General features: G+C 64.4%; 18 protein-coding genes and 3 pseudogenes. 8 read left to right on the top strand and 13 right to left on the bottom strand.

All coding sequences use genetic code 11. The features are described from left to right. Positions 1 to 4: 4 nt before the first annotated feature. The 9 genes and pseudogenes from MEU52_RS20820 to MEU52_RS20780 all read right to left on the bottom strand — a co-directional run bounded on the left by MEU52_RS20820 (position 5) and on the right by MEU52_RS20780 (position 12462). Complete coding sequence (locus MEU52_RS20820; protein WP_238123839.1) at positions 5 to 3214, bottom strand: efflux RND transporter permease subunit; 3210 nt, start codon at positions 3212 to 3214, stop codon at positions 5 to 7. Beyond that, positions 3211 to 3612, bottom strand: coding sequence for a P-II family nitrogen regulator (locus MEU52_RS20815; protein ID WP_238123840.1), 402 nt, complete (start codon positions 3610 to 3612; stop codon positions 3211 to 3213). Before MEU52_RS20815 ends, MEU52_RS20820 begins: the two co-directional genes overlap by 4 nt. After that, on the bottom strand, positions 3602 to 4591 hold the full coding sequence (gene ihpB / locus MEU52_RS20810; RefSeq protein WP_012112638.1) for a divalent metal ion exporter adaptor subunit IhpB: 990 nt from the start codon (positions 4589 to 4591) through the stop codon (positions 3602 to 3604). The genes MEU52_RS20815 and ihpB overlap by 11 nt, the downstream gene beginning before the upstream one ends. Then, a complete protein-coding gene (locus MEU52_RS20805; RefSeq protein ID WP_238123841.1) occupies positions 4588 to 5904 on the bottom strand; it encodes a TolC family protein in 1317 nt (438 codons plus the stop codon). Before MEU52_RS20805 ends, ihpB begins: the two co-directional genes overlap by 4 nt. A 65-nt stretch (positions 5905 to 5969) precedes the next feature. After that, on the bottom strand, positions 5970 to 6395 hold the full coding sequence (locus tag MEU52_RS20800) for a hypothetical protein (protein WP_238123842.1): 426 nt from the start codon (positions 6393 to 6395) through the stop codon (positions 5970 to 5972). A gap of 236 nt (positions 6396 to 6631) precedes the next feature. Further along, positions 6632 to 7434 (bottom strand): annotated as a pseudogene (locus tag MEU52_RS20795) (IS5 family transposase). A gap of 185 nt (positions 7435 to 7619) precedes the next feature. Further along, entirely contained in the window at positions 7620 to 8978 is a 1359-nt protein-coding gene (locus MEU52_RS20790; protein ID WP_238123843.1) for a tyrosine-type recombinase/integrase, read from the bottom strand. A 1031-nt stretch (positions 8979 to 10009) separates the two neighbouring features. Further along, positions 10010 to 10648, bottom strand: a complete 639-nt coding sequence (locus MEU52_RS20785; protein ID WP_238123844.1) for a response regulator transcription factor — start codon at positions 10646 to 10648, stop codon at positions 10010 to 10012. Next, positions 10645 to 12462 (bottom strand): ATP-binding protein, encoded by a 1818-nt coding sequence (locus MEU52_RS20780; protein ID WP_238123845.1) that lies wholly within the window; start codon positions 12460 to 12462, stop codon positions 10645 to 10647. The genes MEU52_RS20785 and MEU52_RS20780 overlap by 4 nt, the downstream gene beginning before the upstream one ends. A 545-nt stretch (positions 12463 to 13007) precedes the next feature. Here MEU52_RS20780 and MEU52_RS20775 point away from each other — a divergent pair. The 3 genes and pseudogenes from MEU52_RS20775 to MEU52_RS20765 all read left to right on the top strand — a co-directional run bounded on the left by MEU52_RS20775 (position 13008) and on the right by MEU52_RS20765 (position 16402). After that, positions 13008 to 14486 carry a DUF1254 domain-containing protein gene (locus tag MEU52_RS20775; protein ID WP_238123846.1) on the top strand — a complete coding sequence of 493 codons (1479 nt, stop codon included), beginning with the start codon at positions 13008 to 13010 and terminating at the stop codon, positions 14484 to 14486. A 337-nt stretch (positions 14487 to 14823) separates the two neighbouring features. After that, positions 14824 to 15455 (top strand): annotated as a pseudogene (locus MEU52_RS20770) (tyrosine-type recombinase/integrase). Positions 15456 to 15700: 245 nt separating this feature from the next. After that, the gene (locus tag MEU52_RS20765) at positions 15701 to 16402 is read left to right on the top strand and encodes a hypothetical protein (RefSeq protein ID WP_238123847.1); all 702 of its coding nucleotides are present in this window, start codon (positions 15701 to 15703) and stop codon (positions 16400 to 16402) included. A gap of 162 nt (positions 16403 to 16564) precedes the next feature. Here MEU52_RS20765 and MEU52_RS20760 read toward each other — a convergent pair whose 3' ends face one another. Next, positions 16565 to 17170, bottom strand: a complete 606-nt coding sequence (locus MEU52_RS20760; protein ID WP_238123848.1) for a hypothetical protein — start codon at positions 17168 to 17170, stop codon at positions 16565 to 16567. Between the two features lie 10 nt (positions 17171 to 17180). After that, on the bottom strand, positions 17181 to 18092 hold the full coding sequence (locus tag MEU52_RS20755; protein ID WP_238123849.1) for a LysR family transcriptional regulator: 912 nt from the start codon (positions 18090 to 18092) through the stop codon (positions 17181 to 17183). 114 nt (positions 18093 to 18206) lie between these two features. Between MEU52_RS20755 and MEU52_RS20750 the strand changes: the two genes are divergently transcribed. The 5 genes from MEU52_RS20750 (at position 18207) to MEU52_RS20730 (ending at position 20989) form a co-directional block, all read left to right on the top strand. Beyond that, entirely contained in the window at positions 18207 to 18608 is a 402-nt protein-coding gene (locus MEU52_RS20750; protein WP_238123850.1) for a (R)-mandelonitrile lyase, read from the top strand. A gap of 31 nt (positions 18609 to 18639) precedes the next feature. After that, a complete protein-coding gene (locus MEU52_RS20745) occupies positions 18640 to 19383 on the top strand; it encodes an SDR family oxidoreductase (RefSeq protein ID WP_238123851.1) in 744 nt (247 codons plus the stop codon). A 14-nt stretch (positions 19384 to 19397) separates the two neighbouring features. Next, entirely contained in the window at positions 19398 to 19625 is a 228-nt protein-coding gene (locus MEU52_RS20740) for a tautomerase family protein (protein WP_238123852.1), read from the top strand. Between the two features lie 113 nt (positions 19626 to 19738). Continuing rightward, complete coding sequence (locus MEU52_RS20735) at positions 19739 to 20209, top strand: (R)-mandelonitrile lyase (RefSeq protein WP_238123853.1); 471 nt, start codon at positions 19739 to 19741, stop codon at positions 20207 to 20209. A 15-nt stretch (positions 20210 to 20224) separates the two neighbouring features. Then, on the top strand, positions 20225 to 20989 hold the full coding sequence (locus tag MEU52_RS20730) for a carboxymuconolactone decarboxylase family protein (protein WP_238123854.1): 765 nt from the start codon (positions 20225 to 20227) through the stop codon (positions 20987 to 20989). Positions 20990 to 21393: 404 nt separating this feature from the next. Here the strand turns inward: MEU52_RS20730 and MEU52_RS20725 are convergent. Next, positions 21394 to 22874 (bottom strand): annotated as a pseudogene (locus MEU52_RS20725) (protein adenylyltransferase SelO). 809 nt (positions 22875 to 23683) lie between these two features. Beyond that, positions 23684 to 24191 (bottom strand): Fic family protein (locus tag MEU52_RS20720; protein ID WP_443267912.1); only part of this gene is annotated, 508 nt, incomplete at its 5' end.

The following is a 24191-nucleotide window of genomic DNA, read 5'->3' as shown; positions in this document are numbered from 1 at the left end:
AGGTTCAGGAGGCTGGGTTTTCCGCCGCCGCCTGCGAGGTCTCGGCGGCCTTGGTCTCGCGCCGGAACAGCACGTAGAGCGCCGGCAGCACGAGCAATGTGAGGATGGTGGAAGAGACGATGCCGCCGATGACCACGGTGGCAAGCGGCCGCTGCACCTCGGCACCCGCGCCGGTGGCGAGCGCCATGGGCACGAAGCCGAGGGAGGCGACCAGCGCCGTCATCAGCACGGGCCGCAGGCGCGTCAGGGCGCCCTCGCGCACGGCGGCCACCATGTCGCGGCCTTCGTCACGCAGCTTCTGGATAAAGGCGATGATGACGAGCCCGTTCAGCACCGCGACGCCCGAGAGCGCGATGAAGCCGATGCCGGCGCTGATGGACAATGGCAGCCCGCGCAGCAGCAGCGCGGCGATGCCGCCGGTGAGCGCCAAAGGCACCCCGGAGAACACCAGCGCAGCATCCGCCACCGAGCCGAAGCTCATGAACAGCAGCAGGAAGATGAGGGCGAGCGCGATGGGCACCACGATGGCGAGCCGCTGGGTGGCGGAGACCAGTTGCTCGAACTGCCCGCCCCAGCCGATCCAATAGCCCTCCGGCAGCTTCACCTTCTCGGCCACCTGACGCTGCGCCTCGGTGACGAACGAGCCGAGGTCGCGCTCGCGCACATTGGCGCTCACCACGATGCGGCGCTTGCCGTTCTCCCGGCTGATCTGGTTGGGGCCGGGGGAGATGGAGAGACTGGCGATGGCGGCTAATGGCACATAGCGGATCTGGGCATTGGCACCCGAGGCCCACACCGCGGGACGCGGCTTGTCCGGGTCGGCCACCGCCGGGGGGAGGGGCACGGGCAGAGCGCGCAGGGCCTCGATGTCGGTGCGCAACTCCTCCGGCAGGCGCACCATGATGTCGAAGCGGCGGTCGCCCTCGAACAGCACGCCCGCGGAGCGGCCGCCCACGGCGATCTCGATCAGCTCCTGCACCTCCGCCACGCTCACGCCGTAGCGGGCCATGGCGGGACGGTTGAGGGATACTGTAAGCATGGGCAGGCCGGAAACCTGCTCGCTTTTCACATCGGCCGCTCCGGGAATGGCGCGGATGACCGCCTCCACCTGACCCGCCACCTGTAACAGGGTGTCGAGGTCATCGCCGAAGATCTTCACGCCCACATCCGAGCGGATTCCAGAGATCAGCTCGTTGAAGCGCAGCTGGATGGGTTGGGACAGCTCGTAATTGCTGCCGGCGACCTCCTCGGAGGCTTCCTCGATATCCGCCATCACCTGGGCCTTGGGCTTGCGCGGATCGGGCCACTCGGCGCGGGGCTTCAGGATGATGTAGCCGTCGGAGATGGAGGGGGGCATGGGGTCGGTGGCGACCTCCGCCGTGCCGGTGCGGGCGAACACCTCCTTCACCTCGGGCACCTGGAGCAGGCGCTTTTCCAACGCCTCCTGCATTTCCACCGATTGGGTGAGGCTGGTGCCGGGCACGCGCAGGGCCTGGATGGCGGCATCGCCCTCGTCGAGGCTGGGGATGAACTCGCCGCCCATGCGCGAGGCCGCCACGCCGGTGGCAAGGATGAGCCCCATCGCCATGAGCGCCACCACCGCGCGATAGTTGATGGCGGCGTCCAGCAGCGGCGTGTAAATGCGCCGCGCCGTGCGCATGATGATGTTCTCGTGCTCGGAGACCTTGCCGGTGACGAGCAGCGCCACCGCCGCCGGAACGAACGTCATGGAGAACACCGCCGCCGCCGCCAGCGCCATCAGCACCGTGACCGCCATGGGCGTGAACATCTTGCCCTCCACCCCGGTCAGCGTGAGCACGGGCAGATACACCACGGCGATGATGAGGGTGCCGAACAGGCTCGGGCGGATGACTTCCCGGGAGCCGGCGAGGATGGTCTGAAAACGTTCCGCGCGTGTCAGCAACCGGCCGCGCTTGTGCTGCTCTTCCGCCAGCAGGCGCAGGCAGTTTTCCACGATGATGACGGCCCCATCGATGATGATGCCGAAATCTATGGCGCCGAGGCTCATGAGATTGGCGGAAACCTTGTTCTCCACCATGCCCGTGATGGTGAGCATCATGGACAGCGGGATCACGCAGGCGGTGACGAGCGCGGCCCGGAAATTGCCGAGCAGCACGAACAGCACCACCACCACGAACAGCGCGCCTTCCAGCAGGTTCTTTTCCACCGTGGCGATGGTGGCTTCCACCAGATGGGCGCGGTCATAAACGGCGCGGGCAATCACCCCCTCCGGCAGGGAGCGGGAGATGTCCTCCAGGCGCGCGGCCACCCGCTGGGCCACGGTGCGGCTGTTCTCGCCAATGAGCAGCATGGTGGTGCCGAGCACCACCTCCCCGCCATTGAGCGTCGCCGCGCCTGTGCGCAGCTCGCGGCCCTCGCGCACCTCGCCAATGTCGCCGATGCGGATCGGCGTGCCATCGCGGCTGCCGATGACGATGTCGCGGATCTCCTCCAGGTTCGCCACCTGGCCCGGCGTGCGCACCAGATATTGCTCGCCATTGCGCTCGATATAGCCGGCGCCGACATTGGCGTTGTTGGCGGCGAGCGCGGTCATCACGTCGCGGAACGAGATGTTGTGGGCCATCAGCCGCGCCGGGTCCGGCAGCACATGGAACTGCCGGGCGAAGCCGCCAATGGTGTTCACCTCCACCACGCCGGGCACGGTGCGCAGCTGCGGCTTGATGATCCAGTCTTGGATGGTCCGAAGCTCGGTGGGGGAATAAGGCGTGCCATCCGGCTTCTTCGCTCCGGGCTTGGCCTCCACCGTGTACATGTAGATTTCGCCGAGGCCGGTGGAGATCGGCCCGGGGGCCGTCTCCACCCCTTGGGGAAGCTGGTCCTTGGCCTGTTGGATGCGCTCATTCACCAGCTGGCGGGCGAAATAGATATCGGTGCCATCGGCAAACACCACGGTGACCTGGGACAGGCCATAGCGGGAGAGGGAGCGCGTATATTGCAGCCCCGGCAGGCCGCCCATGGCGGTTTCGATGGGGAAAGTGATGCGCTGCTCCACCTCCAGCGGCGAGAAACCGGGCGCGGACGTGTTGATCTGCACCTGGACATTGGTGATGTCCGGCACCGCATCGATGGGCAGGCGCGTGAAGTTCCACGCCCCGAACGCACCGACCATGAGGCACACCAGAACCACCAGCCAGCGCTGGCGGATGGAGAAGGCGAGAATGGCGTCGATCATCGCGCGCCCCCCTCGGTCTCGCTCGGCGCGCCCACCTCGCGGATGCGGGCGAAGCTCTCCACGGGGGTGACGAACATCACGCCGTCGCCGCGCCGCCCGGTCCAGCCGGCGCGGGCGATGAGGCCGGATATGGCCTCCGTCTCGCTGGAGCGGCAGACGATCTCCAGCCGCAGATGGCGCTGGTAGACGAGGTCGTATTCGCTCGCCACATAGGTGCCGCCGACGCCGCGCCCGCGGCCCTGGCCGCGGACCTCCACCAGCGTGAAGCCGGGGAATTGCGGCAGCTCCTGCAGCGCCTGCACCACCCGTCCCTCAAGGTGGGGATGGATGAGCGCGGTCAAAAGCTTCAGATCCTCCTGGGGCGCAGGATCAATCCGGGGCGTGAGATCAATGCTCATGGCTGGCGCTCCCCTTGGCGAGCTCGGCCTTCACCACGAAGGAGTTCTTCGCGGCATAGACATCCCCCGGCATCAGGCCGAACAACACTTCGGCCCATTCGGCGTCGCGGTCGCCGATCTCCACGTCGCGCGGCTCGAAGGCGTCGCCGTTGCGCACGAACACCACCGTGCGCCCGTCGACGGCCTGCAGCGCGCCGGGGCGCACGGCGAGGTCCACAGGCTTCTCCGCAAGGGTGATGGTGCCCACCGCGAACAGGCCGGGGCGCAGGCGCAGGCCGTCATTGGGGATCACCACGCGGGCGAGCGCCGTCTGCGTGTCCGACGCGCCGATGGGCGAGACATAGGCCACTTCGCCGGCAATGGGGGCGCCGCCGTCGTCCGGGTCCACCTCCACCTTGTCGCCGACCCGCACCCGGGCGAAGTCGCGCCGGTAGACGGAGAGATCCACCCACAGGGTGGAGAGGTCCGCCACCACGAAGGCGGGCTTCTGCTCCGAGGCGTATTCGCCCAACGCCACCTGCCGGTCCACCACCGTGCCGGCGATGGGGGACTTCAGGTCATAGGTGGTCAGGCTTTGGTTGCTCTCGATGACGGCGAGCACGTCGCCCTTCTGCACCGTGTCGCCGATCCGCTTCCGGATCTCGCGGACGACGCCGGGAAAGCGCGGCGTCACCTGCACCACGGTCTCCTGGTTGGTCTGCACGAGACCGTTGAGCCGCAGCTTCTGCCGCAGCTTTTCCGGTCCCGCCGTCTCAAGGCCGATGCCGGCCGCTGCAAGCTTGGCGTTGTTCAGCTCCACGGCGCCCTCGCCGTGGGATTCGCCGCCCTCGCCTTGGCCCGGTTCGGCCCCATGTCCGGCTTCGGCGGCCACCGTGCCGGGCACCGGTGCCGTAGGCCCCTGAAAAGCATAGATGGCGCCCGCTCCGGCCATAAGGCCGACCACGAGCATCGCCAGGTCGCGTCGCGCCGTGCGGCTCATTTCGTCTTTCCCTTGCTGAGGTTCACCGGCCGGCCGATCAGGCCCTCGATGGTCGCGAGCGCGGTGTGGAAATTGACCAGGGCGTCGAGCTCGCGCAGCGACGCATCGGTGAGCGCGGACTGGGCGTCCAGCAGCTCGAGCAGCGTGTAGCGGCCCTCGCCGTAGCCACGCTCCACGCCCTCGAAGGCGCTGCGCGCGCCGGGAATGGTGCTGGTGCGCAGCAGGCTGACCTCGTCATAGGCCGCCTTCAGGGTGTCGTGGGCGCGCCCCAACTGGGCGATCAGCGCACCGCGGGCGATGGCCTCCTCCGCCTCCGCCCGGCGCAGGGATTCCTGTGCCTCGTAAATGCCGCCTTCATTGCGGTCGAAGATCGGGATCGGCACTGAGAGCGTCACCCGCATGCCGCTGTCGGCGGTCTCGTTGTAGTGGCGATAGCCGACCCCCAGGGTCACGTCGGGCACCGCTTTCGCCTGCGCGGCGCGCAGCTCGGCCCGCCGCTGCCCTTGGACGGCCGTGAAACGCGTGAGTTGGGGGTTGCCCTGAGCCTGCTTGATGAGGCTCGGCAGCGCTGGCGGCGCGCTGACTTTGAAAAGATTGCCCGTGGCGCGGCCGAACCGGGCCTCGTTCATGCCCATGAGCACGGCCAGGTCACGTCGCGCGGTCCCGAGAGACGCCTTGGCCCGGTCCAGCTCGACTTTCGCGAAATCTGCGGCGACACGGGCGCGCGAAATCTCCGCAGGAGAGGACGCGCCCGCATCCACCCGCGTCTGCAGCAGCGGCGCAAGGCGCGCAATCGCCGCCGCCTGCTGATCGAGGATGGAGACGCGCTGCTGCGCGCCCAGCACGGCGGAGAAAGCTGCGGTGGTTTCCGCCAGCACCTGCAGGCGGGTCGCCTCACGCTCCCAGCGCGCGACTGTGACACCCGCGCCGGCGGCGGCCATGCGCGCCTCGCGCTTGCTGCCCAGCTCCACCAGCTGGCTGATCTGCAGCGTCTGCTCGGCGAGGTCCAGCCCCTGGTAGGAGCCAGAGCCCATGGCGTTGTCCACCTCCAGCGACAAGGCCGGATTGGGCAGTGCGGCGGCCTGGGTGGAGCGGCCGGAGGCCATGCCGATGTCCCGTTCCGCCGCCGTGAGGCGGGGATTGGCGGCGAGCGCGCTCGCCATCGCACTGGTCAAGGCGAGAGGGCGCTCGGCTGAAGAACGCGCGGCTGCAGGGCGTGTGGATTGGGGACGCGCGGATTCGGCAAGCGTCGGCGACGCCGGAAGCAGCACAAGGGCTGCCATAAGCGCACGCGCAAGGGCACGAGGCGGCATGATCTGATCCGATGGCTGTGAGCTGAACGCAGGCGCAGGGCGCCCGCGCGCGGACAGGGGTCAGATCAGGCGCAGGGGGGACGGATTTCGGTGGGAACGGTACGGCTCGACGCGGTCGCCGGTTCAATCGCGACGCGAACGGGCGTCAGGCCGCCGAGCGGCGCGGTGGCCACCACGGGCAGCACGAACGCCACGCAGCCGTGACAGCTGTGATCGACCGTGGATGTGTCGGCCTGGGGGGAAGACTTGCCGTTGCTCTGAGACTGCGGCTCAGCATGCTCCGCGGCGAGGACGTCCGGCAAAACGCCACCGGGATCGGAAAAGCCCAGCGACAAACCGGCAATGGCCGCCTTCGCCTCTTCAGCATGGCGGGTGGTGAGCGTGTTGAGCATCGGGCCCGCGACGAGACCCATGACGAGCGCCAGCACCACGCCCTGGCGGAAGGCCAGCGCACGGCACGCGATCATCATGCGGGTGAGGACACGAAGCATGTTTCTGAAGTGCTCCGGGACAATCCGCCTGTCAAGGGTATCCCAGACACAGCACATCATCTTTTCGCTGCTGTGGCGTCAGATAACCGAGATGCAAGCGTCTCACGTTTCTGTGACCGGAGACCATCGATCTTCAATCCTGATTGCGATGGATTGGAGGATCGTTCCAGCCTCGTTGTTCGGCATTCGCAGATAAATTCGCAAGGGCTGAGGGGGTGTTTGAGAAGGGCATCGGTTCATTGCCATCTGCGCAGCAGTGTGGCTGAAGCCGCGACGGTGATGAGGGTTTCAGCAACAGCGGTGATCTGCTCGTAGTCGCGGACGAGGCGGCGGTTCTTGAAGATCCAGGCGAAGGTGCGTTCCACCACCCATCGGCGCGGCAGGACCTCGAAGCCTTTGGCGCTGGTGCCACGGCGGATGATTTCGAGGGTGATGTGGGCCTTATCCGCCGCCCATGCCGCAAGCCGCCCGGCATAGCCGCCATCGGCGAGGACGCGGGCGACGAACGGGTAGCGCTGGCGCGAGGCCGTCAGCGGCAGCTTGCCGCCATCGCGGTCCTGGATATCGGCTGCGTGGAGACACACGCAGAGCAAGCGCCCGTCTGTGTCGGTCAGGATGCGCCGTTCGCGGCCGGTGATTTTCTTGCCGGCGTCGTAGCTCTTGGCGTCCCCTTTTGATCAGCGGTGCGCACCGACTGACTGTCGAGGATCGCCGCCGAGGGCGAGGCAGCCCTGCCGCTGCGCTCGCGGTCGGCCATGACCAGGGTGTGGTGAACTCGCTCCCAGACGCCCTCGCGTTGCCAGCGGCGCAGATAATAATAGACCGTCCGCCACGGCGGCAGGTCACGAGACAGAAGCTGCCATGCCGGCCCGCACGAAATAGAGGATGGTGTTTACTAGTTCGCGCGACGTCGCCTTCCTGGGGCGCCCGCCCGCCCGCCCGCCTGCGCTGCAGGGATCAGCGGCGCGATCAGATCCCGTTGTCCGTCCGTCCGGTCGGTCTCGTAGCGGCGCCGTCCGGGCGGGGTCTTGCGGGGCATGGAGCGTCGGCTCGTCTCGTGGATCCGACGCCCTATGATCACGCCCCTTGGGAATCCTTGTCAAACACGCTCTCAGAACGGGGGAAGGGCGGCGCTGATGGTCGCTGCATGTTGCGCTCCGGGGGGCAACGGACGGCTATCGCCCGCGCTCCGGTAACGATTGACTATGATGAGGACCATTGAGCTTATGGCCCGACATGTTCCCCGGCGTTTTGACTGGTGCTCCGAGAGATCGAGGCTCCCTGTAGAAACTGGACCAGCGCCGCTTTCCGGGACCCACGATCGAGCGCATAGGCGGTCTGCTTGAACTCAATCCCGTCGAGCAGCCCCTGGATGTAGCCCGAAATGGTATCTGCGGCCATGATCAGAGCTGTGTCGAGCGTATGGATGTAGTTGCTGGTGACCGATCCCTTCGCATGGCCAACCAGGGCGGCGATGGTGACCTCGGTGAAACCCAGATCGTTCGCAACGCTGGCGAAGCTGTGGCGGAGGACGTGAGGGCTAATATCGGCCAGGGGTGAGTTTGCGAAGATCTTCCCCCAGTGATTGGGGAAGCTGCCGAACGCGTTCTCGCCGCCCCGGCCGGGGAAGACGTAATCTCCGATCGCCTCATTCCGGCGCCTCTCCAGATACTCCACCACGGGCAGCCCGATGGGCCGGATGGAGCTTCCCTCCTTGCTATCCTTCAGGCGCAGGCAACTGCAATCCGTATCGGCTTCATCCCATCGCAGCGTCACCATCTCCATGCGCCGGCAGCCGGTCAGGGCGATCTGGCGGATGATCTCCACCGACATCCTGTAGTTCTCGTTTTTGGAAGCCGTCTTGAGCAGGTCGCCGAGGACGCGATATTCGGCTTCGCTCAGTCGTCTGGCGCGGACATTGTCTTTCGGCCGCCGCACACCGTGCGCCGGGTTCGTTTCGATGATCCCCGCTTCGACAGCGTAGGTGAGAATGCCGCCCAACAGGCCGATTGTCCGCGTGGCTGTGCCGGCGCCGCCTCTCACGATGGACTTGCCGCGCAGGTTCTTCGTCATGACGGTGACACGCGTCTTCCCTGCCATGATGTCCTTCATGGCCCTCGTGATGTCGGCTTTCGTCAGGTCCCTGACGCGACGCGAGCCGAGGAGGGGAACGATATGACGGTGGATGCGGCCGAGATCGGAGGCGATCGTGCCCGGCTTCTTGGGGCGCCCGCCTTTTCCGAGGATGAGACCGGCTTGCAGGTCGGCGAGGTAGAGGTCACAGAGTTCCTTGACCGTGAGCGCCTTGCGATCAAGCAGCCGTTCTTCAGCCGGGTCGTCGCCTTGCGCGATCCGGCCCAATTGCGCTTTGGCTTCCTGGCGCGCGCGTTCAGGTGTCCATACCCCGTGCAGCCCTATCGTGAACCGACGCGATCGGCCCGCCGACCGATACTGAAGGACGTAGCTTCGCTTGCCGGACGTGAAAACCCGGAGGCCAAAACCAGGGAGCTCGTCGTCCCAGATCACGTAATCCTTGGCGCCGGCCTCTGCTGCATCGACGGCCCTTTTTGTGAGCTTAGCCATGGAAAATCTCCGCCCTTGTCGCTTCGTCTCGCGTAAGCGCCACGTAAGCGGCAGGAAGAAAGTGGTAGCGGAGAGAAGGATAGTCTCGGCTATGGCCAGCTACAAATTCTTTTTTAATAACAGTATGATATCGCATTTCTTCGTGCTCCATCGTGATTTCGACGGAGCTACAAGTAATCCCTCCGAAGGCGGAGGCCACACGTTCGAATCGTGTCGGGTGCACCATTTCAACTAATAGTTGTCTTGGCGGTTGGGTGGGGGACGCACGTTTTTGTCCTCGCGCTGAAAGCTGATTGACCGCCTTGGCAGGGTTGTAAAGCGGCCCTTACTGCATACGAATCCCGTCTTCTCCAAAATTCGACAGCGTATGAGACGCTCGGCTTGGCGCCCCTGGCTCCCTCGGCCTCTGGCGTGCCACGAGGTCGGTAGCCCCCTATGCCTCGCTGCGGCGATCCGGCCTTCCTTTCCAAGCACCGGGACAGCTCCCGTCTTTCATCCTGCCGCCGAGGCCTCGCTTTCACTTCCCGCTCGTTGGCAACCGATCTGAACAGGCCCTGCGACGGAGGCGTCGTGCTATGGTGGCGCTATCTCACCGTTCTGAACCAGGGCACAGCAGCCGCAGCAGGCGCCGTATCTCCGCTTCCAACGGGATTGTGCTTCAGGGTTTATCGAGCCAAACAATCGGGCCGGGGTACCCGTGTTCGCAAAGGCAAAAGATGACCCATACCTGCCCCTCCAAAGCCCTTTCAGAGACGTCTGCTTTGCGCCCCCAATGTCAGTCGTTACAGTGGACACAGACATTTCCCGGAAGCGGACATCGCAGCCTCACCTCTGGCGGTCGTGGTGCGCCAATATGGTACGTTCGAACGAAGCCAAAGAGCGGACGCTCTCAGCGGTGGACAACGTCAAAATGCTGGCCTCGTAGTTCGCAGCACACCCGTGTCGTCATCGACGATCGCAATGCGTTTCCGATCCTGCGTCATCCTGAAACGTTAGGCGCGCCGCGGGCGAATGAGAATCGGCGTGGGGGTCTACGGCTTGAGGCGCGGATGAGCCGTATTGGGGTCGCTTTCGACCATGGCGCGGACCAGTTCGGCCAGCGTCGGCGAGCCCATCTTCTGCATCATCCGCGCGCGGTGAACTTTGATGGTCTTGACCGCCGTGCCGAGCTCGGCCGCGATCTGCTTGTTCTGCCAGCCACGCACGACGAAATCGAGCACCTGGCGTTCCCGGGGCGTGAGCGTGTCGAGGCGGCTCCTGAGATCGGCGTTGGCTGAACGAACTGCGCGACGGGCGCTGTCGATCGCCAGAGCCTCTTCGATGGCCGCGAGCAGGGTCGCGGCATCGACAGGCTTGGCCAGGAAATCGACCGCGCCGGCTTTTATCGCGCGAACGCTCGCCGGAATGTCGCCGGTTCCCGTGAGAAAGATGACGGGCAGAGCCGTTCCTTGGGCGCTGAGCGCGTCCTGGATGCCGAAGCCATCCATGCCCGGCAAATCGAGATCAAGCAGGATGCAGCCCGACCCGCCCGGCTCGTAACCCGAGAGAAAGGCCTCCGCGCTCTCGTAAAGGACACGGCCATAGCCCGCCGCCGCCAGCAGCCGAGAGAGAGCCTTGCGGATCGCCGGATCGTCATCGACGACGTGAATGGTCGGTGGCTGGGCGGTCATGGCGCTCCTTGCGGCTCGGGCAGGACAAGGACAATGCGGGCCCCGCTCTGTGCACCGAGGTCGAAGTCGAGCGTGCCGCCATGCGCCCGCGCGATCGAGCGCCCGATCGACAGCCCTAGCCCTAGCCCCTCTGGCCGAGAGGTGACGAAGGGTCTGAAAGCCTCGGCCGCCGCCTCGGCCGAGACGCCGGGACCGTTGTCGGACACCGTCAGAGCGCGCCTGCCGTCGCCGAGAATATGGGTCTCGCAAAGGATGCGGCGCTGCGCCGGCGGCAGGTCCTTCATGGCCTCGGCGGCATTCATCAGAAGGTTGAGCACCACCTGCTGGAGCTGCGTCATGTTGCCGAGGACGGGGATGCCCCTTGGGCCGCGCCGGAACTCGACAGTGGTGGACCGCGCGATGAGCTCGCTGCTCAGAAGCCGAAGAGTGGCTGAGACCGCCTCGTTAAGGTCGATCGGCGAGAAGCCGACCTTGCCTTCCTTCATCATCCGCCGGAGCTGGACAATGATTTCGGCGGCGCGGCGGTCGTCCGTGGCGATGTCCGACAGGATCTCGGAGATCTCGGCCAGATTCGGGGGCTCGGCCTGCAGCAGGCGCGTGCCCGCCTCGGCGTTCGACAGGATGGCCGTCAGCGGTTGGTTCAGCTCATGGGCTATGGCGCCGGAGAGCTGGCCGAGCTGCGAGCTGCGCGCCGCACGTGCGAGCGCAAGCTGTCCTGCCTCCAGTTCCTGAGCCGCGTGCTTGCGCCGCCGCATCTCAACGATGAGCGCGCCGATCGTGACCGACTGCAGCAGCAGCACCATGGCGGCGAGCGCGATCCCGCGTCGGTATCGCTGCCATGCGGGCGGCTCGTAAAAAAGGCGCGAGGTCCCGGGCGGGACGCGATCCTCGTCGATGCCGAAGCGGGCGAGCTGGGGCCAGTTCACCATATTGGCGGCCGGCGCATCGACGATCGGCAACCTGCTGTCGCTCCCATTCTTGGTCGAGGAACGGGCCTCGGAAGCCAGGATCCTGCCGACGTCCCGATAGCTCGTCACTTGCCCGGCCGTGATCCCCGCCTGCAGATAGGTGCTGTAGAACCCATAGGTTGGCGCGCCGGAGGTCGCCGCGATGGCCTTTGCTGCGTCGCGGGGGATGATGGTCTGACCGCTGGAATCCTGAAGGATGGTCAGAAGGAGCAGGATGGTGTCGCGGCCGTATCCGCGCGCCGCTGCAACGAACCCAGCCAACGGCAGGCCCGAGACATACGACACGGGAAGGCCCGCAAACACCGTGCCGAGCGCCTTTTGTGCCCGCTGCTCCATGTTGCGATCGAACCCGGCCGAGCCCGACATCACGACGACCTGGCGCGCCGCGGGCTGGAGCTCCATCGCGAATTCGACCGCCCTGGCGATGTCGTAGTTCTGCAGAATGCCGCCAACATCGGGCGGCAGATCCGCTTCATCGATTCCCTCACCGGCGATCGCGTTGAACAGGATCGGGGCGCCCGGCGCCAGTTCCGCCCGCCGTTCCAGCGCAAAGGAAAGGGCGCCCCGTCCGATCGCCAGAACGGCGTCGAAGGTCATGCCCGCGAAATTGTCCTTGAGCAGACGCAGGAAATGCTGCGACGTCGGGTTGCCGGGAAACCGCGCGGTGTCGAGATAGACGCTGTAGATTTCGCGTTCGGTCGGCAAGGCCTCCGACAGCTTCTCTTCGATTCCCTGGGCGATCTCGATGTTCGCGATGAGCGAAGTGTCATATTCGTAGATGACAAGAAAGCGGCGCGGGGAGGTATCTGCATGGAGAACCTGCGCGGCATCCGCAAGCAACGCCATCAGGACTGCGCCGATGAGCAAGCACCGGCTTTTAGCTCCCCATCGTCGTCCCACTGTAGGCCCCAGGTCCCATTACGCCGCAACGTGGGAACTTGTAGCATTCGTCAGGCGAGGGGCAAGGCAACGCTTGGTCTCCCGCTCTCAAGGGGCGCGCGATCGAGAGTGACCGAACAGAGTTGAGATTCCGAATGTTCTTCCATGTGCCCTCGGACGAGGCGCCATCCACCGCCGAGGGGGGGCGTGCGCACCCGGCGCACCCTCTAAGCCTTCGCGGAATGCAGGTCCGCGGCGCCTCTCCGTGGCGCCTCCGCGTGGGCCGAGCCCCTGAGAAACGCCAACGATCGCCGGGGTGGCAAAGCGCGGTTCTGCATGCCCCCAACCATTGGCCGACCTGGGGCGCCAACACTGCTTCAGCGATCCACCCCGCGCGAAGGCTGCAAGCTACTAAAAAGGCAAAGACCTTTGCAGAACGCGAGCGATGATTTATGCGGCAAGGAAGAAAGCAGATGCTTATAAGAAAGTTGTTTTCAGTGACGCCCTGCGCCATGGCGTTGGCGACATTCTCTTTGGCGCTGTCCCCCATTGCGATCGGCCAGAGCGGCCACGCCAGAGCGGATGAGACGGCGCAATATTCGCTCGAGCAGGCTGCGGCTATTTCCAAATGGGGGCACGCGCTCGCCCTCGAGGCGGCGACCTTCGCCGCCCCCATCGTCGCCATGTACAACTTGCGCCAGACCGTTGCGACCGGAGCCAACCCCAAGGCCAAACCCGGCACGCTGTGGCGGATGCCGAACATCAGCACGCCCCAGCTGGCCGAAGAGTCGGGCTATGTGACGCCCAACGTCAACGTCATCTACGGCTTCGGCTTCATGGATGTGTCCCAGGAGCCGGTCATCCTCACCGCGCCGGATTCCCATGGCCGCTACTACATGATCGAGATTGTCGACATGTGGAACAACGCCTTCGCCTATGCCGCGGGCAAGAACGCCGGCTACAAGGGCGGAAAATTCGCCATCGTCGGTCCTGGCTGGAAAGGAACCCTGCCGGATGGCGTGAAGCGCATCGACAGCCCCACGGCCTGGGTCGAGCTCCAGCCCCGTGTGCATGTGAAGGATCAGGCCGACCTGCCCGGCGCGCAAGCGGTTCTGTCCGCGATCACCGTGCAAAGCCTATCGGAATATGAGGGCAAGGGGGCTCCGGCGCCGAAGGCCTACGATTACTTGACCCCGAAGCTCGATCCGAACGTCGCCAGCAGCCGGCTGACCTTTGAGGATCCGCTCCAGTTCTGGACGATCTTCGTCGACGCGATGAACGAGAACCCGCCGCCGAAGACGATGATCGAGGCGAAGCTCCCGAGCTACAAGTATCTGGGTATCGAGCTGGGCAAGGCGTGGGACCCCGCCAAGGTCGACCCGCTCTTTCTCGCAGAAATGAAGAAGGTGGTGCCGGAGATCGGCCCCATGATGGCCGAGATGGTCTATGTGATCGGGCCCCACGCCAATGGCTGGATGGCCACGCCGTATAATCTCGCCGCCGCCACCACCCCGCCGCATGCGGATTACCTCACTGCCGCCATCAGCGCCGTCGTCGGGCTCACGGCCAATACGGCCGAGGAGGCGTTCTACCTGTGGGGTCAGTATGACTACAAGATGCAGGGGCTGACCGGTGAGAAGAAGTACACCCTGACGCTGCCGGCCAACTTTCCCTATTTCCAAGTCGTTCCGCCAGGCTTCTGGTCCGTCACCATGTACGACCTGAAGTCGAACTACACGGTTCCCAATCCGATCAATCGCTATACGCTTGGTAGCGACAACGACCTGAAGAAGAACGCGGACGGTTCGATCACCATCTATCTTCAGACGGAGAGCCCGGGCAAGGACAAGGAGTCCAACTGGCTGCCCACGCCAGCCGGGCCGTTCTACATGGCGATGCGCAACTACGCGCCCACGGAAGCGGCATTCGGCGTGCTCAAGGATCCCGCCAAGGCGGCGGAGTTCATGCCGAAGGTCGTGCCCGTCCAATAATTGCGGGCAACGGCACTGAACGAAGCGGTCGGCGGCGCCATCACAGGCGGCGCCGACTGGCGTCCGCTTAGGCTATGGCAGCGGCTCTGCCACTGTCGACCAACGCACCGCCCCCGCCCATGTTCCTCGACCACTCGGCGCCGGATCCGCATCTCCCTCTCCACAAGCAGACCTTGCATAGGTCCGCGATGGGTCAGGTCGAGAAGTTTTGTCGGTCAACAGCAACGTCTGCTTCGATTGATCGGGCGCCAAAAGATGCCCGTCCGTTCCCGGCCCCCTGCGCGGTAGGGGCCCTCGGCGTTTCTCCCTAGGCCAATCAAGGCCAAGGAGAAGTCACATGGGCCACTCTCAATTTGATGATGCCGGCCGCGAGCGCGCAGCTTGGAATGCCGGAAAGCAGGTCGGCACCAAGCGTCCTCTCACCCAGAAGCAGATCTGGGCAATTCGATTTTTCCTTGATCGCGAAAGACGCATTCGTGACCGTGCGCTGTTCGATCTGGCAATCGACAGCAAGCTTCGCGGCTGCGACCTGGTCAAGATCAAGATTCGTGACGTGGTCGCCGGCCCGGAGATCAGGACGCGCGCGATTGTCGTGCAACAGAAGACGGGCGGCCGGTACAGTTCGAGATCACCAGCGACGTACGAGCGAGCATGCTGGCTTGGCTGGAACGGCGCGGCGGCACCGTTGAGGACTATGCCTTTCCGAGCCGCATCGATCATGCGCAGCACATGAGCAGAAGGCAGTATGCTCGGCTGGTCGACGAGTGGGTCACCGCGATCGGCCTACGCCATGAGGAATATGGCACTCACTCGCTCCGTCGCACGAAGGCGTCCATGATCTACAAGGCGACGGGCAACATTCGCGCCATCCAGATCTTGCTCGGTCACTCCAAGATTGAGAACACGGTCCGATATCTTGGTGTCGACGTGGAGGACGCTCTACTGCTGGCAGAGCGGACGGAAATCTGACGTTCGGGCGGCCATCCGCGCTACCTCGGATGGCCGCTTTGACGCGCAGGATATGTTGCCTGGCCGTCGGTCGTGGGGTGGAGAGCGGACAGGCAGCTTTTGGCTTTCTAGAAGGGAAAGCGGCCGGAGTCGTTCAAAAATGGCTGCTTATTGAATGCCACTGCCAGCCTTAGCCGTTGCATGATATAATTGTCTTGGCATCTAGTGTGATGACAAGTTGGTGTGAAGGGGCGACTGGGGGGGAGATGACGTCAAAACTAAAGATCAAAATGGGTCATATAGAATTTGAGTATGAAGGCGATTCTCAGTTCGATACCGTAGCCATCAAAGACGTATTTAGCCATCTTGAAAATTTGGTCGGCGTTACACCTGCCGCCGCCTTCGACCATGCTCCAAATAGCGGCGTGGCTGCGGCCGATGCAGGTGCGAGTGATGACCACGCTGGGATAAACATAGACATGGCAGTGGGAACGATTGCCGCCCGCTTGTCGGTGTCCAGCGGTACAGACCTCGCGATTGCTGCAGCGGCCCATCTTCAGCTTGCTCAGGGAAGGGCAAGCTTCAAGCGCGCCGACCTTTTGAGCGCCATGCAGAGCGCTACAGGCTATTACAAGTCGAGCATGGGCAGCAATTTGTCGAAATCACTGAAAACCCTAGTGAGCAGCAAGAGACTTAACGAGCTGACCGGGAGCGCTTACTCGCTGACAGCGGGCGAGCAGACATCCCTGAGGGCGCGCCTTGAAGCTGAGGGATGCCTAGCTAAAGCTGCTGCTGCAGGCAGACGGTCTGCAAAGGATAGACCGGGTCCTATTGACGCTCGCAACCTTCTCGCAACTTGCAAGCGCAAAAGATATCCGCTCAAAGGCGAAGTCGGTTGGTTGCAGGATGGTCGGCTGGAATATCTCCGACATAATCGCTCGAGCGAAGGGTGTGGCTATTCAGATTAACGGCGGTTATGAACTTTCAGAGAAGGGCAAGGCGAAGCTGCCGGAGTTAGGCGTAACATGGGGTAGCCCTGCGGCGACACAGGTTGCGGTAGACCTAAGAACACACCTAACCAACGTCACTGAAAAAGATGCCCGGCGTTTTGTAGAAGAGGATATTACCTGCTACGAGGCCCGCCTTTTTCGATCGGCGATAGTAATGTCTGGCTTGCTGCGGTCGGTGTACTGAAAAAAGTGGTGGTTAAGTCTCACCTTACCCAATTCAACGCAGAAGCGAGCCGGGTGGACGCAAAATGGAAAATCGCGGTAACGGCAGATGACATCGGGGCAATGAAGGAAGGTGACCTTCTGAATCGATTGGTCGCCATCTCCGTTATTGGAAAGAATACCAAACAGCGACTTGAGCAAGCCCTCACGCTGCGAAATGGGGCAGGCCACCCGAACAGTCTCAAAGTTGGTCGGAATGAAGTAGCCGCCCACATAGAGGCAATAATGCGCAATGTATTTGAAGTATTCTATCTCTAGATCGCGCTTCGTTCTATGTCGCGAGGGGGTGGCTATCGGCGTCTGCTTACCGGCATTCCATGCTTGGTCTTGAACGACAGCAATGGGGTCGGGTGCAGAAGGGCAGCTAAACGGCATTCCCCGACGGATAGCTGACGGTCCGGAGACGGACCCGATCGCGCCGTTGCGCTGGTGTAGCAGATCTCCCGCGGCCATGACCGGCTGGGGTTGGAAACCGGATGGACTGCTTTTGAGGGTGGGCTTCAAAAAGCGGACATCATGAGGACGGTCGGCCGCTTCGGTGGCGCATGGCCTCCACGAAAGCTGCAAACGCTGGCGAGTGCTGTTTGCGGGTCGGATAGTAGAGGTGGTATCCTTCAAGCACGGGGCACCAATCCGCCAAAACCTCGCGGAGTCGGCCAGCGGCCAGATGAGGCGCGGCCAGTGGTTCGGGAACGAAACCGAGCCCCAGGCTGTCGAGTGCACCGTTCAGAACCGAGATCGTGTTGCTAAACGTCGCTTGGCCGTTCACCCGCACGGCGACATCCCGCCCTTCGGGTGAACGAAACTCCCAGCGCAGGTTCCCGCCGGCCGTCGACATCTTCATGTTGATGCAGTTGTGGTTGGTCAGTTCCTGTGGCGTCACGGGCGCGGACCGTCGCTCGAAATAAGCGGGCGAGCCGACGACGCAGAAACGCCAGTCGGCTCCGATCCGTGTCGCCACCATGTCGCGATCGATCGCCTCCCCGATCCGCACGCCCGCGTCGAACCGTTCGGCGACGATATCGACCAGGGCGTAGTCCATAGAAATCTCGACACGGATATCCGGGTATCGCAGCAGGAAGTCGCCAAGCCGCGGCCGCAAGATCGTCTCGATCGCCGCATCGTCGCAGGTGATGCGGATCGTCCCGGCCGGTTTGTCGCGCGCCGCACTGAGGGCGTTGATCTCGGCATCGACCTGCTCGAACAGGGGACCGATCCGGCGCTGAAACGCCTCGCCGAGATCCGTCGGCGCGACGTTGCGCGTGGTTCTTGCCAGAAGTCGCACGCCCAACCGCTCCTCAAGGCGCCTGATTGTGTGGCTGAGAGCCGACGGGGTAACACCCAGTTCGGCCGCAGCCTTCGTAAAGCTGCGATGGCGAGCAACCAGGAGAAAGGCGGCAAGCTCGTTGATCTGATCGCGCGGCATTCCTGAGCTTATATCACAAATGCATTAAGTTTACGACGTCTAATCGATGTCGGCCGTCGGTGCCATCTTCTCCCCAACACGCGACGGGATGCCGTCCGAGAGAAGGAGAACATCATGGAAATCTTCCGCGCGGGCCATAAGCCCTCTGCCAAAGGGCCGACCAACTGGTTCACCGGCACGGTTCGGGTGGACGCCCTCTTCAACCCGTCCGCCCCCGATCGCGTCCAGGGTGCAAGCGTAACCTTCGAGCCGGGCGCCCGAACCGCCTGGCACATCCATCCGCTTGGCCAGACCATCTACGTCACCGCCGGCATCGGGCGCGTCCAGCGCTGGGGCGGGGCGATCGAGGAAATCCGTCCGGGCGACGTCGTGTTCTTCGAACCGGGCGAGAAGCACTGGCACGGCGCCAATCCCGAAGTCGCCATGACGCATATCGCGATCCAGGAAGTCCAGAACGGCCAGGTCGTCGACTGGATGGAGCAGGTCAATGACGAACAGTACGGCGCGACGCGCTGACGTCTCGACACAGTAAACAGGGAAAACCGTCATGATCGAGAACAAGGTCGTCATCATCACCGGCGCGTCGTCGGGCATCGGCGAAGCCACGGCCCGGCTGCTCGCCAGTCAGGGCGCCAAGGTGGTGCTCGGCGCACGCCGCGAGGCCCGGTTGAAAAGCATCGTCGAGGACATCAAGGCGAGCGGCGGAAAAGCCGCCTACCAGACCCTCGACGTCACCAAGCCCGCTGACAATGAGGCCATCGTCCAGTTCGCGGAGTCGACCTTCGGGCCGGTCGACGTCATCTTCCTCAATGCCGGCATCATGCCGACCTCGCCGGTTTCCGCGCTGAAGACCGACGAGTGGAACCAGGCGATCGACATCAACATCAAGGGTGTGATGAACGGCGTCGCCGCGGTCATGCCCACGTTTCTGGCCCGCGAGTCCGGCCAAGTGATCGCGGTGTCCTCGGTGGCCGGCATCAAGGCCTATCCGGGCAGCGCCGTCTATGGCGGCACCAAGTGGTTCGTGCGTGACTTCATGGAGGTGCTACGCATGGAATCGGCCATGGAAGGCACCAACATCCGCACGGCGACCCTCTATCCCGCTGCGATCAGCACGGAACTCCTCGGCGGTATCACCGATCCGGGAGCTGCCGCCGCCATGGGCAAGCTCTACGATCAGTACGCGATCAGCCCGGAGCGCATCGCCAGCGTCGTCTCGTTCGCGATCGACGCGCCCGAAGACGTGACAATCAACGAGTTCACGGTCGGCCCGACAACCCAGCCCTGGTAGGCAGGAGAGGACCCATGCCTCACGTGATCGTCAAGCTCTGGCCCGGCAAGTCGGAGGAGCAGAAGCGGGAACTCTCCGACCGGATCACCCGCGACGTGATGGAGGCGCTTGGCTACGGCGCCGACGCGGTCTCGGTGGCGCTGGAGGAGGTGAGTTCCTCAGACTGGGCTTCCAAGGTCTACCGACCCGACATTGAGGCCAAGGCCGACACGCTCTACAAGAAGCCTGCCTACAAGATGTGACGGCCGCCCGGCCGCGGAAATGCGGCACGTTTCCCATCCGGCTTTGGGCCAATGCCCCGTGTGCCCTTGACATTGCGTTCTTCCAACGACAGCGACTCTCGAAAGGATCGCCCATGAAACGCGTCCTGACGACGGCCCTCTCGCTCATGCTGATCTCTGCGCCGACGGCTTTTGCGCAAGAGCAGACGACACTCTCGGCCAACGGCGAACGCGAGTCCGTCGCCGGCGTCGTTCCCGACAATTTCACCGGCACGGTAACCGTGACGCCGCTGTTCGCCGCAAGTGACCTCAGCAATGCCGGCGGCGGGCTTGTCGAGTTTGCCCCCGGCGCACGGACCGTCTGGCACATCCATCCCGCCGGGCAGACGCTCATCATCACCTCCGGCCTCGGCTGGGTTCAGGAAGAGGGGGGCGAGCGGATCCACGTGAAGGCCGGGGATGTCGTGCAGTTCCCGCCGAACGTGCGCCATTGGCATGGCGCGAGCGCCACCAACTCGATGGCGCATATCGCGATCACGCCGACCGCAGGCGGAACCAACGTCGAGTGGCTCGAGCCTGTCACCGACGCAGACTACCTGAACTGAACGGAGACGACTGCGATGAAGACCCTTGCACCTCTTGCCCTCGCGTTGACAGTCTCCATGCCGGCGTTCGCGCAGGAGAACGGATCATCGACCGTGGGTGGGGGCTTCGCCAACGTCGCACCGGCGCTTGAGGCCTATACGAACATCACGATCATCGGCGACCTCTGGCAGCGCAAAGGGCTGACGCCGCGCGACCGCAGCATCGTCACGGTCTCGGCGATGATCGCGCGCGGTCACACGGCCAACCTTGCCGCCGAACTGGAACGGGCGCTCGCCAACGGCGTCACTGCCGTCGAGATCTCGGAGATCGTCACGCACCTCGCCTTCTACGCGGGCTTGGGTACGGCGCAGATGACCGCCCCGATCGTCGAAGACGTATTCGCCGCACACAACGTGTCGGCCGCAGACCTGCCTGGCCTCGACGTGGACTATCTCAAGCAGGATGCCGAGAGCGAGGCGACGCGAGTGCAGAGCGTTGCGGGCTTGCTCGGCGATGCCGCCCCCAGTCTCGCGGAGTTCACCACCGATCCGTTGTTCTCCGAGATATGGCTTCGTCCAGGTCTCGCGCCTCGCGACCGCAGCCTCGTGACCGTCACCTCGCTGATCGCCCTCGGTCAGACGGCGCAGCTTGCCGGGCACCTCAACCGAGCGCTGCAGAACGGACTGACCGGCGAGGAAGCCGGCGAAGTCGTCGCGCATCTTGCGTTCTATACGGGTTGGCCGACTGGATTCTCCGCAGGGCCTGTCGTTCGCGAGGTGCTACAAAGCCGTAGCGAGTAGCGAACTGCCATAGCTCCATGCCAACCGTCGAGGACGGTTGGCATGGAGCGTTCGGGGATGGCCCGGCAATACACTGGCAGATGGCCAGTCATCGAACTGGGTCTCTGAGATCAAATCTGGACAATGAACGTCCGCTTCCGGTTCGGGCGGCCTGACGGAAGAACGGCTGAGGTGAGGTCGGGTGCAGAAGGGCAGCTAAACGGCATTCGCCGACGGATAGCTGACGGTCCGGAGACGGCCCCATACCGGCCCTTCGTCCTCACCGCAGCGGACTTCTGCTTCTGGCGCACTGTGTCACCCACCCCATTGTCAATGACGCGGATCCCCGTCGGATCCTGTTGGTGACCGTCTCCCGCGGGGCCCGGCAGGAAATGCTCCGTCTCATCGCAAGGCGGAAGATCGCCTTACGTGCCACAGAACGTCCGCAGGACCTCTTCATCCGGACGCGGCGGCGCTTCGTAAGCCGCGTCGCCGGGCTGTTCCGAACCGGGCGTGGGCAGGAAGGGCGTGGCCAGGACACGGACGAGATCATGAAATGGCGCATAGTCGCCGTCATCCACGGCGGCGCGGATGACGGCTTCGATCCGGTGATTGCGGGGGATGAAACGCGGATTGACCTCAAGCATGGCGCGCGCCCTCTCCTGCAGGGAGACGGGATCTTGCAGCAGCCGCGCCTTGTACCGGTCGTACCAGACCTCGAGACGCCGCGGATCAGAGAACAGGTCGGCCAGCCCGGCAGGCGCGCTTTCGTCTGCCGGCAGCCGTGACAGGTTTCGGAACGTGAGGGTGAAGTCCGCCTCACCCTCGCGCATGGCCTCCAGGAGATCCTCGACGAGCCCGGCGTCCTCGGGCACCTCGGTGGTGAGCCCGAGCTTCGCCCGCATCCGGTTGAGGTGGGCCTCTTCGAACACCTGCTTGAACCCGCCGAGTACCTCCTGCGCAGCCGCGACCGCCCGGTCCGGGTTCTGATCGATCAGAGGTAGCAGGGTCTCGGCCAGCCGCGCCAGGTTCCAGACTGCGACGCGGGGCTGGTTGCCAAAGGCGTAGCGGCCCAACTCGTCGATGGAGCTGAACTCCTTTGCCGGATCGTAGGTGTCGAGGAAGGCGCACGGACCGTAATCGATGGTCTCGCCCGAGATCGCCATGTTGTCGGTGTTCATCACGCCGTGGATGAAGCCCAGTGACATCCAGTGCGCGACGAGGCGCGCCTGCGCGCGGACCACATGGTCGAACAGGGCCAGGTATCGATTGTCCGCATCGGCGGCAGCGGGGAAATGCCGTGCGATGACATGCTCCGCCAGGCCGACGAGAGCCTCGGCGTCACCGCGCGCGGCCGCATATTGAAACGTCCCCACCCGGATGTGGCTCGCGGCGACGCGGGTGAGAACAGCCCCGGAAGCCCGATTTCGCGCTGCACCCGCTCGCCGGTGGCGACCGCCGCCAACGCGCGCGTGGTGGGAACGCCGAGGGCGGCCATCGCCTCGCTGACGATATATTCGCGCAGCACCGGCCCCAGGGCCGCACGACCGTCGCCCCGTCGCGAATAGGGCGTGCGCCCCGCGCCCTTCAGCTGGATGTCGCGCCTCGTGCCGCTCCGGTCGACGACCTCTCCCAGGAGGACGGCGCGACCGTGTCCGAGCTGGGGAACGAAATGGCCGAACTGATGTCCGGCATAGGCGAGCGCGATCGGCATGGACGCGCCTGCGACCGCATTGCCGGAGAGCATCGCAAGGCCGTCCGCGCCTCCCAGCCACCGCGTGTCCAGGCCCAGTTCCTCGGCCAGCCCGTCGTTCAGCCGGATCAGGGGCGGCTGCCGGACGGCGGTGGGGTTCACTGCTGAATAGAGGCTCTCTGGAAGCGCGCTGACGGTGCTCTCGAATGCAATCGACGTGACCGAACCGATCTGATGGGACTTTCGCAATGTCGAAGAGATGGGGACGGGCGGCAAGCTCGGCAAGGCGCGGCCGTGGCCGTGGCCGTGGCCGCCTGCAGGTCCCTCGGCACCGGCGACGCCGTCCCTACAAAAGCGAAGGGCCGCCCCTTTCGGGACGACCCTTCCATTGTCCTGCCTGGAATGGGCAGCTCAGGCGAGCGCGACCCTCGAGGCGGAGGTCTTGCTCATGAGGACTGCCACGCACGGCAAGTGACAATGAGACATCTGACCACCTCCTTTCAGTTGTTGAACGTTCCGCAGGATGTGGTGACGCGCTTTGCGATGTCAATGGCCGCTCCTCGAAAGCGCCTCGCCGCAAGTCGCACGCCGAAGGCCTGACACCGGAGCGAAGTGAAGTGACCCGCTGTCATGTCAGCATGGGCCATGCGCGGCGACGAATGCTGATGTCATCGCGCGCGCCCGTTCTCTGCTCACCAGACCGGCCGCTGCCGTCGCCCGGCTTCTTCCGGACCTCATCGAGCCGGTGTGAGGCGCCGTACTTTTGCAGCGAAGCAACGCGGCAGCACGCGATGGCCCTCGCCCTTCCGACCTGGCCGGCCGATCGGGTGCGATGGACGGCGGGAGCGGCCCGCCGCCGGATGACGTTCCGCTCGTGTTGGGCCACGACCCCTCCAGGCGATGGGAAAGGCGCAAAGCCGAACGCCCGTTTTCCGGCGAGGAGTCAAGGTCTGAACATGGCGCGGCACGGCGGAGAGCCAACGTATGCCTGGATCGCGTGAGTGGCATGAGCCGAATTGGCGCTATGGCTTCGAAGCGGTTCCTGGCAGATTCAGGTGGTAGCGCGTATAGCGGCGCTCACCGGTTCGCGTCAGGGCACCTTTCGCGACCAAATCGTGGAGGTCACGCGTGGCGGTCGGACGCGAGGTGCGGGTGATCGCGATGTAATTCTCTGCGCTCAGGCCACCCGTGAATCCGCCCGCTCCTTCACGGAAGAGCCGGGCGATCACCTTCTCCTGGCGTTCGTTCATCTTGTCGCGGAAGCGATCGTAGAAGTGCGTCTTGGCGATGTGGAAGGCGACGCGGCCAAGCGTCGTCTTTTGGGCCGCGATGATCGTTTCGGCGAAGTAGCTCAACCAGCCGGTGATCTCGAGCGTCTGCTGGTGGAGCTCCAGCTGTTCATAATAGGCCTTGCGGTGCTGCTCGATGGTATGGGCGAGTGCGATCAGCGTCGGTTGTCCGATATTCTGCGCGAGGGACTTTTCCGCGGCGGCGCGACCGATCCGACCGTTGCCATCCTCGAAGGGGTGG

This window comes from Xanthobacter sp. NM-25 (assembly GCF_022138605.1).
In the GTDB taxonomy this organism is placed as follows: Bacteria; Pseudomonadota; Alphaproteobacteria; order Rhizobiales; family Xanthobacteraceae; genus Xanthobacter.
The sequence above is the reverse complement of the archived record's forward strand: the minus strand, read 5'-3'. Positions and strand labels throughout refer to the sequence as shown.